The organism is Alloalcanivorax sp. C16-2 (genome assembly GCF_046507615.1).
Taxonomy (GTDB): Bacteria; Pseudomonadota; Gammaproteobacteria; order Pseudomonadales; family Alcanivoracaceae; genus Alloalcanivorax; species Alloalcanivorax marinus_A.
The window spans coordinates 398,637-414,584 of sequence record NZ_JBKFTL010000001.1 but is presented as its reverse complement, the minus strand read 5'-3'; the positions used below and the strand labels follow the sequence as shown (position 1 = coordinate 414,584).

14 protein-coding genes are annotated in these 15,948 nt (G+C 64.5%); 6 read left to right on the top strand and 8 right to left on the bottom strand.

Going from position 1 to position 15,948, the window contains the following annotated elements; translation table 11 throughout:
- Positions 1-101 precede the first annotated feature (101 nt).
- Both ACLD02_RS01905 and ligD read left to right on the top strand, forming a co-directional pair.
- Positions 102-713, top strand: coding sequence for a DNA polymerase ligase N-terminal domain-containing protein (locus ACLD02_RS01905; RefSeq protein WP_410297790.1), 612 nt, complete (start codon positions 102-104; stop codon positions 711-713).
- Positions 706-1,626: a non-homologous end-joining DNA ligase gene (ligD, locus tag ACLD02_RS01900; protein ID WP_410297789.1), complete on the top strand. Its 921-nt coding sequence runs from the start codon at positions 706-708 to the stop codon at positions 1,624-1,626. Before ACLD02_RS01905 ends, ligD begins: the two co-directional genes overlap by 8 nt.
- On the opposite strand, the gene ACLD02_RS01895 is transcribed toward ligD, so the two are convergent.
- Genes ACLD02_RS01895 through ACLD02_RS01885 form a run of 3 tightly spaced genes read right to left on the bottom strand, consistent with a single transcriptional unit; the run spans position 1,623 to position 6,258 of the window.
- Positions 1,623-3,458, bottom strand: a complete 1,836-nt coding sequence (locus tag ACLD02_RS01895; RefSeq protein ID WP_410297788.1) for a glycosyltransferase — start codon at positions 3,456-3,458, stop codon at positions 1,623-1,625. The genes ligD and ACLD02_RS01895 overlap by 4 nt on opposite strands.
- Positions 3,452-5,065 carry a hypothetical protein gene (locus ACLD02_RS01890; protein ID WP_410297787.1) on the bottom strand — a complete coding sequence of 538 codons (1,614 nt, stop codon included), beginning with the start codon at positions 5,063-5,065 and terminating at the stop codon, positions 3,452-3,454. The genes ACLD02_RS01895 and ACLD02_RS01890 overlap by 7 nt, the downstream gene beginning before the upstream one ends.
- Positions 5,066-5,073: 8 nt before the next feature.
- On the bottom strand, positions 5,074-6,258 hold the full coding sequence (locus ACLD02_RS01885) for an NAD-dependent epimerase/dehydratase family protein (RefSeq protein ID WP_238401024.1): 1,185 nt from the start codon (positions 6,256-6,258) through the stop codon (positions 5,074-5,076).
- A gap of 200 nt (positions 6,259-6,458) precedes the next feature.
- Here ACLD02_RS01885 and ACLD02_RS01880 point away from each other — a divergent pair, with 200 nt between their 5' ends.
- Positions 6,459-7,388 carry a hypothetical protein gene (locus tag ACLD02_RS01880; RefSeq protein ID WP_410297786.1) on the top strand — a complete coding sequence of 310 codons (930 nt, stop codon included), beginning with the start codon at positions 6,459-6,461 and terminating at the stop codon, positions 7,386-7,388.
- Positions 7,389-7,393: 5 nt separating this feature from the next.
- Here ACLD02_RS01880 and soxR read toward each other — a convergent pair whose 3' ends face one another.
- Positions 7,394-7,879 (bottom strand): redox-sensitive transcriptional activator SoxR, encoded by a 486-nt coding sequence (soxR, locus tag ACLD02_RS01875; protein ID WP_203104016.1) that lies wholly within the window; start codon positions 7,877-7,879, stop codon positions 7,394-7,396.
- 116 nt (positions 7,880-7,995) lie between these two features.
- Between soxR and ACLD02_RS01870 the strand changes: the two genes are divergently transcribed.
- Complete coding sequence (locus tag ACLD02_RS01870) at positions 7,996-8,931, top strand: ABC transporter ATP-binding protein (RefSeq protein WP_410297785.1); 936 nt, start codon at positions 7,996-7,998, stop codon at positions 8,929-8,931.
- A gap of 1 nt (position 8,932) precedes the next feature.
- Positions 8,933-9,694, top strand: coding sequence for an ABC transporter permease (locus tag ACLD02_RS01865; protein WP_410297784.1), 762 nt, complete (start codon positions 8,933-8,935; stop codon positions 9,692-9,694).
- Positions 9,695-9,778: 84 nt separating this feature from the next.
- On the opposite strand, the gene ACLD02_RS01860 is transcribed toward ACLD02_RS01865, so the two are convergent.
- Positions 9,779-11,239, bottom strand: a complete 1,461-nt coding sequence (locus ACLD02_RS01860; protein WP_410297783.1) for a catalase — start codon at positions 11,237-11,239, stop codon at positions 9,779-9,781.
- A gap of 198 nt (positions 11,240-11,437) precedes the next feature.
- Here ACLD02_RS01860 and ACLD02_RS01855 point away from each other — a divergent pair, with 198 nt between their 5' ends.
- Positions 11,438-11,779, top strand: a complete 342-nt coding sequence (locus tag ACLD02_RS01855; RefSeq protein WP_410297782.1) for a DUF3301 domain-containing protein — start codon at positions 11,438-11,440, stop codon at positions 11,777-11,779.
- Between the two features lie 28 nt (positions 11,780-11,807).
- On the opposite strand, the gene ACLD02_RS01850 is transcribed toward ACLD02_RS01855, so the two are convergent.
- The 3 genes from ACLD02_RS01850 to ACLD02_RS01840 form a co-directional block, all read right to left on the bottom strand.
- A complete protein-coding gene (locus ACLD02_RS01850; protein ID WP_203104024.1) occupies positions 11,808-12,635 on the bottom strand; it encodes a mechanosensitive ion channel family protein in 828 nt (275 codons plus the stop codon).
- A 185-nt stretch (positions 12,636-12,820) separates the two neighbouring features.
- A complete protein-coding gene (locus tag ACLD02_RS01845; RefSeq protein ID WP_203104026.1) occupies positions 12,821-14,821 on the bottom strand; it encodes a hypothetical protein in 2,001 nt (666 codons plus the stop codon).
- A gap of 357 nt (positions 14,822-15,178) precedes the next feature.
- Positions 15,179-15,652: a peroxiredoxin gene (locus tag ACLD02_RS01840; RefSeq protein WP_203104029.1), complete on the bottom strand. Its 474-nt coding sequence runs from the start codon at positions 15,650-15,652 to the stop codon at positions 15,179-15,181.
- Positions 15,653-15,948: the final 296 nt, after the last annotated feature.

Genomic DNA, 15,948 nt, shown 5'->3' with positions numbered 1-15,948 from the left:
GAAGCCCAACGGTACCACAGCGGCGTGAAGACGGACCGCGAAGTGGTTTTCTTGACGCGCGTCGCTGGCGATCTCCCGCGCCCCCGTTCTATGCTCCTTCCATGAGCAAGGACCGGCTTCAAGACTACCGCCGCAAACGCAACCTGGAGGCCAGCCGCGAACCCGCCGGCGGCGAGGACCGGGCGCCGCGATTCGTGATCCAGAAACACGACGCCAGCCACCTCCACTATGACTTCCGCCTGGCCTTCGACGGCACCCTGAAATCCTGGGCGGTGCCCAAAGGGCCGTCCACGGATCCCCGCGACAAGCGCCTGGCGGTGCAGGTGGAGGATCACCCCCTGGACTACGCCGACTTCGAGGGCGTGATCCCCGAGGGCCACTATGGCGCCGGCACCGTGATGGTCTGGGACCGGGGCGACTACCGGAATCTGCTGGCCGACAAGGACCCGCCGAAAACCATGGCCGAGGGCTGGCGCGACGGCCTGCTGGAGGTGTGGCTGGAGGGCGACAAGCTGCGCGGCGGCTATGCCCTGAAGCGCTTCCGCGACGGCGACAAACCCCAATGGCTGCTGATCAAGATGGACGACGAGCAGGCGGACGCCCGGCGCAACCCGGTGTCCACCGAGAACCGCTCGGTGAAAAGCGGCCGTACCCTGGCGGGCATCGCCCGGGAGGCCCGGCGGGAACAGGACGAGGGAGACCACCATGACTGACGCCACCCTGGATGTGGACGGCCGCGCCGTACCCTTCTCCCACCCGGACAAGGTGCTGTTCCCGGACGACGGCCTGACCAAGGCGGACCTGGCGGACTACTATCGCCGGGTGGCGCCGGTGATGCTGCCGCATCTGGCCGAGCGGCCGCTCACCCTGCACCGCTTCCCGGACGGCATCGGCGCGGACGGCTTCTACCAGCAAAACCGTGGCGACCACTTCCCGGACTGGCTGCCAGGCCGGCGCCTGGACCATGGCGGCGCCACCGGCGTGGTCCACCATATCCTGTGCCAACGGCCCGCCGACCTGGTCTACCTGGCCGGCCAGGGCACCCTCACCCTGCACGCCTGGCTCAGCCACGCCGACCGCCCGCGCCGGCCGGACCAGTTAGTGCTCGACCTGGACCCGCCCGGCGACGATTTCGAGCCGGTACGCCAGGCCGCTCGCCAGGTGCGCGACGCCTTGCGCCAGGCCGGCCTGACCCCGTTTCTGAAAACCACCGGCTCCCGGGGCCTGCACGTGGTGGCGCCGCTCAAACCGGTGGCCGATTTCGACCGGATACGGCGCGCCTGCCGACGGCTGTCGGACCATCTGGCGGCGCGCCACCCGGACCAGCTCACCACCGAGCAACGCAAGAACAAACGGCGCGGCCGGCTCTACCTGGACATCCAGCGCAACGCCTTCGGGCAGACCGCCGTGGCCCCCTACGCGGTGCGCGCCCGCCCCGGCGCGCCGGTGGCCACGCCCCTGGACTGGCACGAACTGGACGACCCGGCCCTGGGCCCGCGCCGCTACACCCTCGGCAACCTGTTCCGCCGGCTCGGCCAGAAGGACGACCCCTGGGCCGGCATGGCCCGCCACGCGGCGGACCCGGCGGTGCTGGAACACGCCCTGGAGGAATGGGACCAGGGCTAGCGCTTTCGTCCCCGGCGGCGGCCCTGGCAGCGTTCACTGAAACCGTTGAAGGTGATCGACAACATGGATTCCAGGGTCAGGTAGGAGCGGTACATCCGGAACAGCAGATACTGTGGCAGGCTCAGCAGCGCCCGGAATCGCAGCATCACCAGCGCGGAGAAAATGACCATGACCATCGGCGCGCCCATCAAAAACGCGAGGATGGCCTGGGTGCTGATGGTGCTACGCGGGTCCGGCGACATCAGCAGGAACAGCAGCGCGAACAACAAAAACGGCAGGGCGATGGCCCGCCGCGCGGTGTTGATCAGCATGTAGGGCATGAGCAGCTTGCTGCGAATGGAAAAATTACGCATCTGGAAATGCTGACGGTTGCGGGCCATGACATGAAACAACGAGCGGAACCAGCGGTGGCGCTGCTCGCGCATGTGCTCGAAGGTGCGCGGCACCTCCGACACGAAGGTAGCGGTGGGATCGACCACCAACCGGCAGCCGGATTCGCCGATTCGCGTCGCCGCGTCGGTGTCCTCGCCGTTCATGTTGCTGGCGAACCCGCCCACCGCGCGCAGCGCTTTTATGCGGTAGGCCACGAACATTCCGGGGATGCCGATGATGGCATCCGCCGCGCCGTAGGCAACCTGGTCCAGGCCCACCTTGAGAATCACCTCAAGCATGCGCACGCCGTCGAAGAGACCGCCGCCGGGAGACAGTGCCAGCCCACCGACCACCGCCACCAAAGGATTGGAGAAGTGCCGCATGACCCGGGCCAGCGCCTCCGGCGACACCTGGGAATCGGCATCGATGCGCACCACGAACTCGGTGTCCGTTTCCGCCACGCCCCGGTTCAGGGCATGGGCCTTACCCGGCTCCCGCTCGATCACCACGCGCCCCTGGATCTTGCGCGCGCTGGCCAGCGCGGCGCGCGCCACCTCTCCGGTGCCATCGTGGGAGTTATTGTCCACCACCAGCAACAGCACGCTGTTGTCATACCGGAGGGCGGCGGCATCCAGGCAAGCGATGGTCTCGGCAATGATGTGCGCTTCGTTATGGGCCGGCACGATCACCGTCAACGGCGGCGCGAACCGGCCCGGCGGGAACAGCAGCGCATGAAACGCCGCCACCCAGTTCAGCAACACGAACAGCAACGGCAGGAACAGGAACACACCGGTACCGATGCCGCCCAGCAATGCCAGATGACGCAATTGCTCCACGCCGCTCAGCTCCTGCCGCGCCACCGCCATGGACCAACCCGCCGCCAGCGACACGGTGGCCGACGCCACCAGGAACTGGGTGGGATGAATCCGCTTGCGCAACGGACTGTCATCGCGGCGGGGCATGTCACCGTGACGAAGAATACGCGCGGAAAAAATCAACAGCCCGGCCAGCCCCGAAATCGGCAGAGCCATGTAGAGATGCATCGGAACACCCAGGTGCAGCCGCGCCAGCAACGCCAGGCAGTCAAAAATCACGCACACCAGGGCGAAGGTCAGACACAGGTCCACGGCATACAGCACGCGCCCCTTTATCGAGGCCGCCATGGCACTGGCGTAGGCGATGTAAAAGCTGAACAGGAACAGCCGTATCGGGATGGTGTACGCACCCTCATAGCGGGACAGATACAGGTCGCCTTCCGGAAAGAGGCGGATCAGAGCAGGCACCTGGTGCAGCAGACAGGTGCCGATCATCGCCAGGATCAGGGTAACGCTCAGTACCTGGACGCCGGCATGCACGGGCACGCGCCGGGTTAACCGGCGCGGCGCGCTGTCCACCGAGGCAAACTGCTCCCGCGACAGCGCCTTGTGATGACTCGATGGTGGCGCGCCGCGATTCACCATTCGATCAACAGCGCGGCTTCACCCGGAGCGGGGGCGGGCAACGACTGCCCCGATTCAAGCCGCTCCACCCTGGCCCCGGGCTGGCCGGCCAGGCCACCGCGGACCAGGAAACGGGTGACGAGGTCCCGTTCCGGGTGCTGATCAAGGGTCTCGGCGTCCAGCACCGTGATGCGCGGGCCGGCGCCACCGCTTTCCGGTCGCGTGTGCAATGGCAGGATCTGGCCGAGCAGCGCCGACGCGGACCGGGTGATCGCCGGCTTCAGCGCGGCGGGAACCACCAGGCTGACGGTATCGGCGGTTGCCAGCGAGCGCACCAACGCCTCGCGGGGATTGACCGGATCGGCGCCCACCCAGTGCATTTCACTGGCGGCCAGAAGCTGGGCCGCGGCATCCGCGCCGGGGCGGCAAATACCCTGATTCGGCGTCGGGTCCACCAGGGTGATTTCGATGGTGTTGGTCAGCGCCTGGCGCCAGGCCGGCAGCGGCACGGCGCGCTCGATACGATCCCCGCGCCCATCGGCGCTGGAGGAGTGCACCAGCGCCCCGTTCAGGGTGACACGCAAATTCCAGTCGTTGGGCTCCGGAAGGCGGCTCACCGCCAACGCCAGATCGAGCCGATCCGGCGCGATGCCCCCCGGCAGATCGGCGAGGCGATAGTTCAGTGTCCAGCGGCGGCTGCCACGAAAGCTGAGGGTATCCGTGTCCGCCCCCAGCACGGTGGCGGAGACCGGCCACCGCGCCTGGTACAGCGGCGGGAGGGCGCCACCGCGCAATCGGGCCACCCGGTCAATGCCGTCCGGCGACGCCTGGACGCGCACTCCGCCGTCCCGGTCCAGAGTAAGCAGAGAGGTCGCCCCCGCCTCCAGCCGCACCGACCCGGGCCGGTCATCGAGCCCCGCCGGCACGCCCAGGCGGGGCAGGTATTGCGCCGCCCAGAGCGCCATGGCGCCGGCCTCGTCATCCCCGGCGCCCGCCAGCCACAGGGGCGCCACCCGGGTGGCCAGCACGCCATCGGCCCCCAGCCGGCGCTCGCCGAGATCGAGCATCAAAGCGCTGGCCGGATCAATCTCCACCGCCACGCCCAGGTCGGTAGTGTGCGCGGGACAGATTCGTCCCCGGTTGGTACTGCCGGCGCCGCTAAGCCGTACCCTTACCGCGGCGCCGCTCAGGTCCAGGTCGGAGAGCCGGTACACCAGGGTGCGCCGTTCCTCGCCAGGCCGGATCACCACCACGTCCCGTTCCACGCCGTTGATCCAGACGGAAAGCTGCCCGTCCCCGCCCTCCACCATCTGGCTATTGAGCACCAGTTGCAGCTGCCCCTCCACCACGCCGGTATCCGGCGGCAGCGGGAAACGCACTTCCGCGCTGTCGGGAAAACCGGCCACGCCCACCCAATGATCCGGGCGCGGACGGCGCACCGGCAGCACCTGCTCGCCAGCGATCAAAGGTACGGGCATGCGCGCGCCGAATTCATCGTCAACGCCATACTCGAACCCGACCCGGGCCGCCACCGCGCGGGCCAGATCCGGGTTGGAAATGATGGTTACCACCATGGCGACCAGAAAGGTGACAATGGCCAGCGCGATCAGCCGCACGAACTCATTCATGATTCCGGTTACTCCCCTTCGAGAACACCGGATTGGTTGTCCGGGGTCCACAGCGAGCGGGCCGGGATCGCTTCTTCCACGCAACGTGCCTGGTAATGCCGGGCGATCTCGACGGTTTCCTCCAACAACTGCTCACGCAACAGGATCGGCTCAAAGCCGAGACTGCGAAAACCAGCGTTGGAAACACAAAGATGATTCTTCGCGGCTTCCTTGCGCGGGTTGGGGACGTGAGCGATGTCGGCGCCGGTCAGTTCGGCCACCAGCTCGGCGAGGCCCTGCACCTGCAGGGTCTCCGCCACCTGATTGAAAATCTGCACGCGCTCGCCCCGGCAAGGCGGATTGTCCAGAGCGATGCCGATGCAGCGAGTAGTGTCCTGAATATTGATGAAAGCGCGGGTCTGCCCGCCACAACCGTGCACGGTCAGCGGGTGGCCGATCGCCGCCTGCATCAAAAAGCGGTTAAGCACGGTTCCGTAATCGCCGTCGTAGTCAAAGCGATTAACCAATCGCGGGTCCTTCCGGGTCTCTTCGGTCTGAGTGCCCCAGACAATGCCCTGATGCAGGTCGGTGATGCGCAGCCCATCGTTGCGAGCGTAGAACTGCAGCATCAGGTGATCCATGGATTTGGTCAGGTGATAGACGCTGCCCGGAGTGGTGGGGAACAGGATCTGGCGATCCTGCCATTCGCCCCCGGGGCCAGGCATCTTGACGTCCAGATAACCGTCCGGAATTTCCGTGTCCGCCTGGTCGTAACCGTAAACGCCCATGGTGCCGAGGTGCACCAGGTGACTGTCGAGTTGCAGATCGACCAGCGCCACCAGCAGGTTGTGCGTCGCGCTGATGTTGTTATCCATGGTGTAGCGTTTGGTTCGCGGCGACTTCATGGAATAGGGCGCGGCGCGCTGCTCGGCAAAGTGGACGATGGCCTCCGGCCGGCGGCGGTCAAGAACCTCCCGCAGCCCCTCGTAGTCCCGAGCGATATCCAGATTGTGGAACGCTATGCGTTTACCCGACACCTCTTCCCAGGCGATCAGACGTTCTTCCATCGAAGTGATCGGTGTCAGGCTCGACACCTGCAATTCAGCATCGATCCCCCGACGGGAAAGATTATCAATGATGGTTACATCGCACCCCCGGCTGGACAGCGACAACGCGGTGGGCCAACCACAAAAACCATCGCCACCCAACACCATTACGGAACGCGACACATCAACCTCTTAATAACAATTTATTTTCATAAAACAAAAAAACAGCGAGCTTTCAGCGGACGGGGATCATATATATATTGCCTTCGCGTGCGAAGAGCAGCCGCTTTACCGATATTGGTCCAGCCGCTTGCCGTAAAACCCCGGCGAAATAATTTGCGACTTTTTTCATGGAGGTTTTATAAGGAATGAAGGGAGGGAAACGTGAAGGCGTTACCAACAGACCCGCTTTCCGGCGAACCTGGTTCGCGACTCTGCTGCTGGTTGCCCTTGGTCCGTCCTCCGTGGCAAGGGCCGACCAGGACTGGCACCTCGACGCGCTGCTGCAGGCCGGCCGCGCCCCGCTTTACGACCTGGGCCCGGAAGACCTGCGTATCGAGACACGTTTCGGTTACGGCCTGAACGCATGGCGGCGTTTCGACGGCCAGGCCGGACGCTGGACCCGGGTCGATCTTGGTGTCATGCGCGAACGATTTCCGGATGCCGACAACAATGATCGTCTGTTCTACGATGCCGCTCTGTTGCATGCCGCGCCATGGCGACACGGGCCCTGGGATCAGTTCCGTTTCGCCGCCGAGGCGCGCCACGCCCGCGACCCCGCCCGGGAAGTCTATTCACGGATACGGCTGGCCCCAGCGCTCAGACTGACCCCGGCGCCTCGCCAGATCCTGCAATTTCGCACCCGCTTCGGCTACCGCGAACAAAATGATGCGAACACTTTTCCCGGCTACGACCAGAGCGAATACCTGCTGGACATGATGCACCTGTGGCGCGGCGCGGAGCGGGTCTGGCGCAGCGCCGCCTTCCTGTACGTGGAGCGGCGCTCCGCGGACGCGGACCGCTTCAGCTACGATGAGGCGGGCACGCGGCTGGCACTACGGCGCCGCCTCGACGAGCGGACCGAGCTGGTGCCCCGCGTTGGCCTGTTCAGCCGCCATTATGATGACGGCGAGCGGCGCGACCGCCGCCTGCGGCTGACACTGGGCCTGGAAAGAACCTGGAGTGAACGCCTCTTCCTGAACGCCTATCTCGGCTATCAAACCAACCTGTCCACGGTGTCGATCAAGGATTACCGTGGCACCCTGGCCGGTCTTGAACTGCGTATCGGGCTGCTTTGATACCGCTAGCCGGCATCACCGGGTTGCTCTCGCGGCCCCTCCCAACGGCGTGCGCCCGGCCCCTGCTCGGACAACTCATCACCCGGGTTGCGTAACCGGCAGGCGGTCATCGACAGGCAACCACAACCAATGCAGTCGCTAAGCTGATCACGCAGCTGGGTCAGGCGCTGGATGCGTTCGTCCAGTTCCTGGCGCCAGCGTTCCGACAGCCGTGACCAGTCCCGGGCATTGGGGCTGCGTGCTTCCGGCAAACCGGCCAGCGCCCGCGCCACCTCCGCCAGCGGAATGCCGATGCGCTGCGCCACCTTGATCACCGCCACCCGACGCAACACGTCACGATGGTAGCGGCGTTGATTGCCGGCGCTGCGCTGGCTGTGAATCAGCCCTTTGCGTTCATAGAAATGCAGCGCCGAGACGGCCACGCCGCTGCGTTCCGCCACTTCACCCACGGTGAGGGCCTTGTCGATGTTGGCGGCGGTGACTCTGCTCATGGAAAGGCTCCGAAGATTGACCTGAACAATGGTTTAGGTTGCATGCTGCACACTCCTCGCCCGATTCACAAGACCTCTCTAGAATGTCGGGTCCAGCCCATTGGCAAGGAGCTTTCGTGTCCAACGTCATCGAGATCGAGCGGCTCAACAAAACCTATGAATCCGGTTTTACCGCGCTGCGTGACATCAACCTGAGTATTCGCAAAGGAGAGATCTTCGCCTTGCTGGGCCCCAACGGCGCCGGCAAGACCACGCTGATCAGCATTATCTGCGGGATCGTCAACGCCAGCTCGGGCACCGTGCTCGCCGACGGCCATGACATCCGCCGCGACTACCGGGCGGCCCGGGCGCGCATCGGCCTGGTGCCCCAGGAGTTGTCCACCGATGCCTTCGAAACCGTGCGCGACACGGTGACGTTCAGCCGCGGGCTGTTCGGCAAACCCGCCAATCCGGCCTATGTGGAGCAGGTTCTGCGCGATCTGTCCCTGTGGGACAAGCGCAAGGACAAGATCATGGCGCTGTCCGGCGGCATGAAGCGGCGCGTTATGATCGCCAAGGCCCTGGCCCACGAACCGGACATCCTGTTCCTTGATGAACCCACCGCCGGCGTCGACGTGGAGCTGCGCCGGGATATGTGGAACCTGGTACGCGGCCTGCGCGAGCGGGGCGTGACCATCATCCTAACCACCCACTATATCGAGGAGGCGGAGGAAATGGCGGACCGGGTGGGAGTGATCAACCACGGCCGGATCATACTGGTGGAACGGACCCGGGATCTTATGGAAAAGCTGGGCCGCAAGGAGCTGCGCCTGCAGCTTACCTCTCCCCTGGAGACACTGCCCGAAGCCCTGGACGGGCTGTCGCTGAGCCTGGAGGAGGATGGCCACGAACTGGTTTACCGTTTCGACGCACGGCGCGATCAGGGCGATGTGGCCGGCCTGCTTCGCCGGCTTGCTGACCTTGGCATCGAGTTCCGCGACCTGCGCACCCGCGAGAGTTCGCTGGAGGAAATTTTCGTGGACCTGGTCCACAACGGCGGCAAGGGAGACTGACATGAATCTGCACGGCGTAAAGGCCATCTACCGGTTCGAGATGGCGCGCACCTGGCGCACCCTGCTGCAAAGTATCGCTTCGCCGGTGATTTCCACCTCCCTGTATTTCGTGGTGTTCGGTTCCGCCATTGGCTCGCGCATGGTGGAAATCGACGGCATCAGTTACGGCGCCTTCATCATCCCGGGCCTGGTGATGCTGATGCTGCTCAACGAGAGCATTTCCAATGCCTCGTTCGGCATCTACATGCCCAAGTTCACCGGCACCATCTACGAAGTACTGTCGGCGCCGATCTCACCGCTGGAAATCGTGCTCGGTTACGTGGGTGCCGCCGCCAGCAAGTCGATCATTCTGGGCCTGCTGATTCTCGCCACGTCGCGGCTGTTCGTGGATTATCAGATTGCCCACCCGTTCGCCATGGTCGGTTTCCTGGCGCTCACCGCAGTGACCTTCAGCCTGTTCGGTTTCATCATCGGGGTGTGGGCGGACGGCTTCGAGAAGCTGCAGATCATTCCCATGATGATCGTCACGCCGCTGACCTTCCTGGGCGGGACCTTCTATTCGGTGACCATGCTGCCACCATTCTGGCAGACGGTGACGTTGTTCAATCCGGTGGTGTATCTGGTAAGTGGCTTTCGCTGGAGTTTCTATGGTGTGGCGGACGTACACCTTGGCGTCAGCCTGTCCATGACGCTGGTGTTCATGCTGGTGTGCGCCGGATTGATCACCTGGATTTTCAAAACCGGTTACCGGCTGCGCGATTGATCGCCTGATATTTGTAGGAGCGGCTTCAGCCGCGATTGCCGGATCGCGGGATCGCGGCTGAAGCCACTCCTACGGATTGGGCCTTTATTGCTTTTTGGCGCGCACCGCCTTTTCGATGCGCTCGCCGATGTCCTGGTCGATGTTGCGCCAGTACTCAAACACCCGCGACAGCACCGGCTCTTCCACGCCGTCAAGCACATGGCCGGTGACGTTGTTCACCAGCCGCTCCCGGGCGGCGTCATCCATGACCTTGGTGACCAGGTCGTGGGCCTGGTTGAAGTCGCCATCGTCCGGGCGAAGGGTGTAAGCCGCGCGCACCAGCTCGCCGTCCGCGGACCACACCGCCTGCTCCGGATAACGATGCGGGTCCGCCGCCGGGCCACCCTTGGTGTTGGGCGCGTACACCGGATCGGCGACCTTGCGGATGCGCATGGCACCGCCCTTGCTGTAGCTGTGCACCGGGCACCTGGGTTCGTTCACCGGAATCTGTTTGTAATTGACGCCCAGTCTTGCCCGGTGGGCATCGGCGTAGGACACCGAACGGGCCAGCAACATCTTGTCCGGTGACAGACCGGTGCCGGGCACCATGTTGTTGGGCTCGAACGCGGCCTGTTCGATCTCGCTGTGGAAGTCCGTGGGGTTGCGGTCCAGGGTCAACTTGCCCACTTCGTGCAGCGGATAGTCCTCGTGGGGCCACACCTTGGTGAGGTCGAAGGGGTTGATGCGATAGGTCTTGGCGTCCTCGAAGGGCATGATCTGAACGTGCAGGGTCCAGCTCGGGTGATCGCCACGCTCGATGGCCTTGAACAGATCCCGCCGGTGGTAATCGGCGTCGGCGCCGGCCATCTGATCGGCTTGCTCCTGGGTCATGCACTTGATGCCCTGGTCGGTCTTGAAGTGGTACTTCACCCAGAACCGCTCACCGGCCTCGTTGACCCACATGTAGGTGTGGCTGGAATAGCCGTTCATATGCCGCCAGGTGGCGGGCACGCCCCGATCACCCATCAGCCAGGCCACCTGGTGGGCGGACTCCGGCGACTGGGTCCAGAAATCCCACTGCATGTCGTTGTCGCGCAGACCGTTGTCGGCGCGACGCTTCTGCGAGTGAATGAAGTGCTGAAACTTCATCGGGTCGCGCACGAAGAACACCGGGGTGTTGTTGCCGACCATGTCGAAGTTGCCGTCCTCGGTGTAGAACTTCACCGCGAACCCGCGCGGGTCGCGCCAGGTGTCCGGGCTGCCCGCCTCGCCGGCCACGGTGGAGAAACGGATCACCACGTCGGTCCTGGTGCCCTTTTGCAGAAATTTCGCTTTGGTATAACGGCTCACGTCCTGGGTGACCTGAAAATACCCGAAGGCGCCGCCGCCCTTGGCATGGGGCTGACGGTCGGGAATCATTTCCCGGTTGAAGGCGGCCATCTGCTCCATGAGGTAGTGGTCATGGAGGACAATGGGACCGTCGGCGCCCACGGAGAGGGCGTGTTCGTCGCTGGCCACCGGGTTGCCGGCGTCGTTGGTGGTCGGATTACGATGCTGATCGCTCATGGTGCTGTCACCTTCCTTGAAGTCCGCATGATCTGTCGGGGAATTCCCCTAACGTCTCAAGGTGGCGCGGGACCGGGAAGGGGCCCATGGCGAGCTTTACAAAGTTTGATCTTCAGCACCGGGGGCTGGTGCAGGTTTCCTTCCCCGCGGGCGGCGCTTACCATGAACCGATAACGACGACCGCGGATTGAAACCGACGTGAACCTGGCTCTCACCGACCTTCTGCTGCTGGCCGCCCTGATGATCGGAGCGGCCCTGTTCTGGCGGGCGCAGCGCATCCGTGAGACGGCGCTGCGCGTCACTCGCCGGCATTGCGAGCGGGAGGAGGTGCTTCTGCTGGATCAGACCGTGGGGCTCAAGCGCCTGCGCCTGCGCCGTGATGGCGAAGGCCGGCTGCGCCTGTGGCGGTTCTACGAGTTCGAATTCACGGTCACCGGTGGCGAGCGCTACCGGGGCGAGACGCTGGTGGCCGGCGACCGGGTCGTTCGCGTCACCCTGCCGCCCCACCGTTTCAGCCCCGAGCCGGATCAGCTTCACTGACCGGCCCGGGCGACACGGTGGTTGGTGGTTACTGTTCGGCGTCCAGCTTGTTGAGGTGCACATCCATCTGCGGGTAAGGAATGCCGATGCCGGCGGCGTCGAAACGGCGCTTCACTTCCTCGGTCATGCCCCACTTCACCGCCCAGTAGTCGGCGCTGTTCACCCAGGGCCGGCACAGGAAATTCACCGAGCTGTCCGCCAGCTCGCCGACCACGATGGTAGGCGCCGGGTCTTTCAGGCAGCGTTCGTCCTCGGCCACCACTTCCTCGAGGATTTTTTTCACCTGACTCATATCGGCGTCGTAGGAGACGCCGAACACCATGTCCACGCGGCGGGTGGGCTTCTCCGAATAGTTGACGATGTTGTTGGACAGGATCTCGGCGTTGGGCACCGTGATGACCTTGTTGTCCGGCGAGGTGAGGACCGTGGCGAAAATGCGGATTTCCTTCACCGTGCCGCTGGTGCCGGCCACTTCCACGTAATGGCCCTCCCGGAACAGACGGAACAGGATCAACATGACGCCGGCGGCGAAGTTGCTCAGCGAGTCCTTCAGTGCCAGGCCCACCGCCAGGCCGGCGGCGCCGAGAATGGCCACCAGGGAGGTGGTCTTCACGCCCAGACGATCCAGGGCGGCGATTACCACGAACAGGAACAACGTGACGTGGATAATGCGCCCCAGGAACTTGGCGATGGTGCCATCCAGCCGCTTGCCCATCAGGTTTTGCAGCCATTTGCTCAGCCTGGCCACCACCCACAGGCCGATCACGAAGATCAGCAGGGCGGCGATGATGTTCCAGGCGTAGGGCACCAGGTTCTCATTAAAGAAGGTTTGCAACTGCCCCATGTAGTCGTCCATCAGATGCGTGCTCCGTTCAAGCCGTGAAGAAAGCGTTAAGCCTTACGGAGCCCGGCGCCGCTGTCCAGATACCGCGCCGCATTTTACAAATGACGCCCCCCGGTCGCTCCTACCGTGTTACCGCTACACAAAAAAAAGCCCCGGCGGAGCCGGGGCATAACAGCACTTCAGTGAGGCAAAGAGGATCAGGTCCAGCCGAACAGGCCATCCAGCAGGCCGCCGAGCAGGTCACCCAGGCCCGGAATGCCTTCCAACACGTCGGCAATCGGGTTGAGCAGCTGTTCCAGCAGGCCGTCATCGCCGGCCACCGCATCCAGCACGGTCACCAGGGGCTCGCCGAGGGCGGGAATCTGCGCCAGCAGATCACCCAGGGCCGGAATCAGGGCGCCATTGTCGCCAATCAGACCGCCGAGCAGGTTTTCCAGGCCGGCTTCGCCTTCCAGGGCGCCGCCGTCCATCAACCCGCCGAGCAGGTTCGTGGTCAGCTCGCCGAGTACCGGTACCTGGCCGAGCAAATCGGTGGCCGGGCTGAGCAGATCACCGGGGTTGGACGGGTCCACGCCACCTTCACCGCCCAACAGGGTGCCGAGCACCTGGTTAAGCAGATCGCCGGCCACCGGCAGCTGCTCCAGGGCGTCGGTGAGCGCGGCCAGGGGGTCGCCGCCTTCACCGCCGCCGGTGGCGTCCAGGAGGGTCGCGATCAGGGGGTTGAGCAGGTCGCCCAGCACCGGCACCTGGCCGACCAGGTCACCGATTTGCCCGAGCTGGTCGCTGGCCGAGGTCAGGCAGGTAAGCGGGTCGCCGGACTCGCAGTTCACCGCGCCCAGCAATTGGCCGACCAGCGGGCCGAGTACCGGCACCTGATCAAGCAGTTCCTGCACCGGGGCGCTGAGCTGGCTCAAGTCGCCGCTGGTCAGGGCCGCGGCCAGCGCTTCCAGGTCGAGCTGATCCAGGGGCAGGCCGCCGCTGTCGCCACCGGCCAGACCATTGAGCAGATCGCCCAGCACCGGTACCTCGGCCACCAGTTCCGGCAGGCCTTGAAGCTGTTCGAGCAGGGCGAACAAGGGGTTGGCGTCTCCGCCACCACCGCCGGCCAGGGCATCGCCGATCAGATCACCAAGCACCGGAATATTGGCCAGTAGCCCGGGCAGGGTTTCCAGCAGGTCCAGGTTGCCCGGGTCGGTTTCGATGGCGCCCATCAGGCTGTTGACCAGTTCGCCCACCACCGGCACGCCACCCAGGGCATCGGTGACCGGCGCCAGCAATTCACCGGACGCCAGCAGACAGGTCAGCGGGTCGGCGGTATCACCGCAGATTTCGTCCACGCCGGGCAGGCCACTGAGGTTGAGCACCGAACCCACGCCCTGCAGCACTTCGGTGACACAGGCCTGAGGATCGAACTCGCCTTCGTTGCTGGCCACCGGGCAGACCGCGGTGGACAAGGTGTTGGCGGTGGTGATCAGCAGTTCGCCGCTGGCCAGGTTGTTGGCCACGCCGGTCAGGCAGGTCTGCGGATTCAGAGCATCCTCGCAACCGAGCACGGTAAACACGCTCTGCAGGGTTTCCGGCGTGGTTTCCAGCACGTCCACCACGCAGGTCACCGGGTTGTCCGCGTCCGGGCACAGCTCCTGGGTCACCGGGCTGGTGCCATCAAGCAGGCCGGTGATGGTGTCCTTCAGGTAAACGGTGCTTTCCATCACACAGTTGGGCAGGAACTCCACGTCCGCCAGGCTCTCCACCAAGGCGGTGTCGGTGCCGGCGACGGTATCCGCGCACACCAGGCCGAGCAGGTTGTCGTTGCCCAGGGAAATGTTCTCCAGCGCTTCGTTCTCGCAGGTCACGGTGTCGATGGCGTTGCCCAGGGGCACGTCCAGCACGGTGCCCGGGCAAACCGAGGCGGTGAAATGGTTGCTGGTGTCGATCAGGGACAGCGCTTCGGCCTGTTCCTCGTCGTCCAGACCGTCGTCGGGGTCGCCAGGCTCATCCGGATTGTCCGGGTCGTCGGGGTTATCCGGATTGTCGGGGTTATCCGGATTATCGGGATTGTCCGGGGTGTTCGGCGTTTCCGAGCTTCCGCCGCCGCCGTTGTCGCTGGGGCCGCCACTGCTGCCGCCACCGCCACCACAGGCGGCCAACGCCGCCACCATGAGAATCAGTAATAGTTGTTTAGCCAGTGAGCTGACCATGTTTCCACCCTCCATGAAAGGAATCCATCGCCTGACGCCCCACGCGCCGGTAATGCATGAATGGAATGTACAAAGGGTGGCTATGAAACTATGTAGACCGTGCTTTAAGAGCTGTTACGGGGGCACTCAACCGCAACATAAGGAAACCGGACGGTGTGCGGCGTGTAACAATTTTGTCGTCTTTTACGATCCGATCGGGCCAAAATATTATGACGTGCTGAAGAACCCCTTCTTTATAACCATTTTCGTGTTAAGGCATCACCCATTCTGGCACTGTCGTGCAACCACAATCGCCGCGTCATGAAAAACGGCGCCCGGGAAGCCCCGGGCGCCGTTTTTCTATCGCGGCCGTGGCGCTCAGAGCTGCTTGAGCACGGTCTCGGCGCTGCTCTCTTCCACGCCCTTGGCGTCCACGCCCAGGTATTCCACCACGCCATCGTTGGCGATCAGCGCGAAACGCTTACAGCGCAGGCCCAGGCCCGCGCCGGAGGCGTCCAGCTCCAGGCCCAGGGCCTTGGTCAGCTCGGCGTTGCCGTCCGCCAGCATGGTGATTTTCTCGGCGTTCTGGTTGTCCTGCCAGGCGCCCATCACGAAGGCATCGTTCACCGCCATGCAGGCGATGGCATCGGCCTTCTGCAGAATTTCGTCGGCGTGCACCACGAAGCCGGGCATATGGGTGTTGGAACAGCCCGGGGTGAACGCGCCGGGCACCGCGAACAGCACCACCCTGCGGCCTTTGAAGAACTCACCGGTGGACAGATCCTCCGGGCCCTGGGCGCCGTTGGTCTTGATGGTCACGTCGGGGAGTTTGTCGCCTACGGCAATGGTCATGGTCGTGTCCTGTGGTTTGCGGAAAAGGACCTCGAATGTACCAGACCCGGGCCCGCCGCGCCGAGCCCGGCCAGCCGTCCAGGCGGAGCCCGCAACGTAAAAGAGTGTTGCCGTTGGCGCCGCCGGCCACATCACCCCGGAGCAGGCCGCCCATCGCCTGGTGCAGCGCATGGACGAGCTGAACCTGGACAACACCGGCACCTTCTGGCACTCCGACGGCTCGGTGCTGCCCTGGTGAAAATCATACCGACCGGGAATATTTCGCTGATTGCATGTCCTGCAGGCGCAAATTTTCC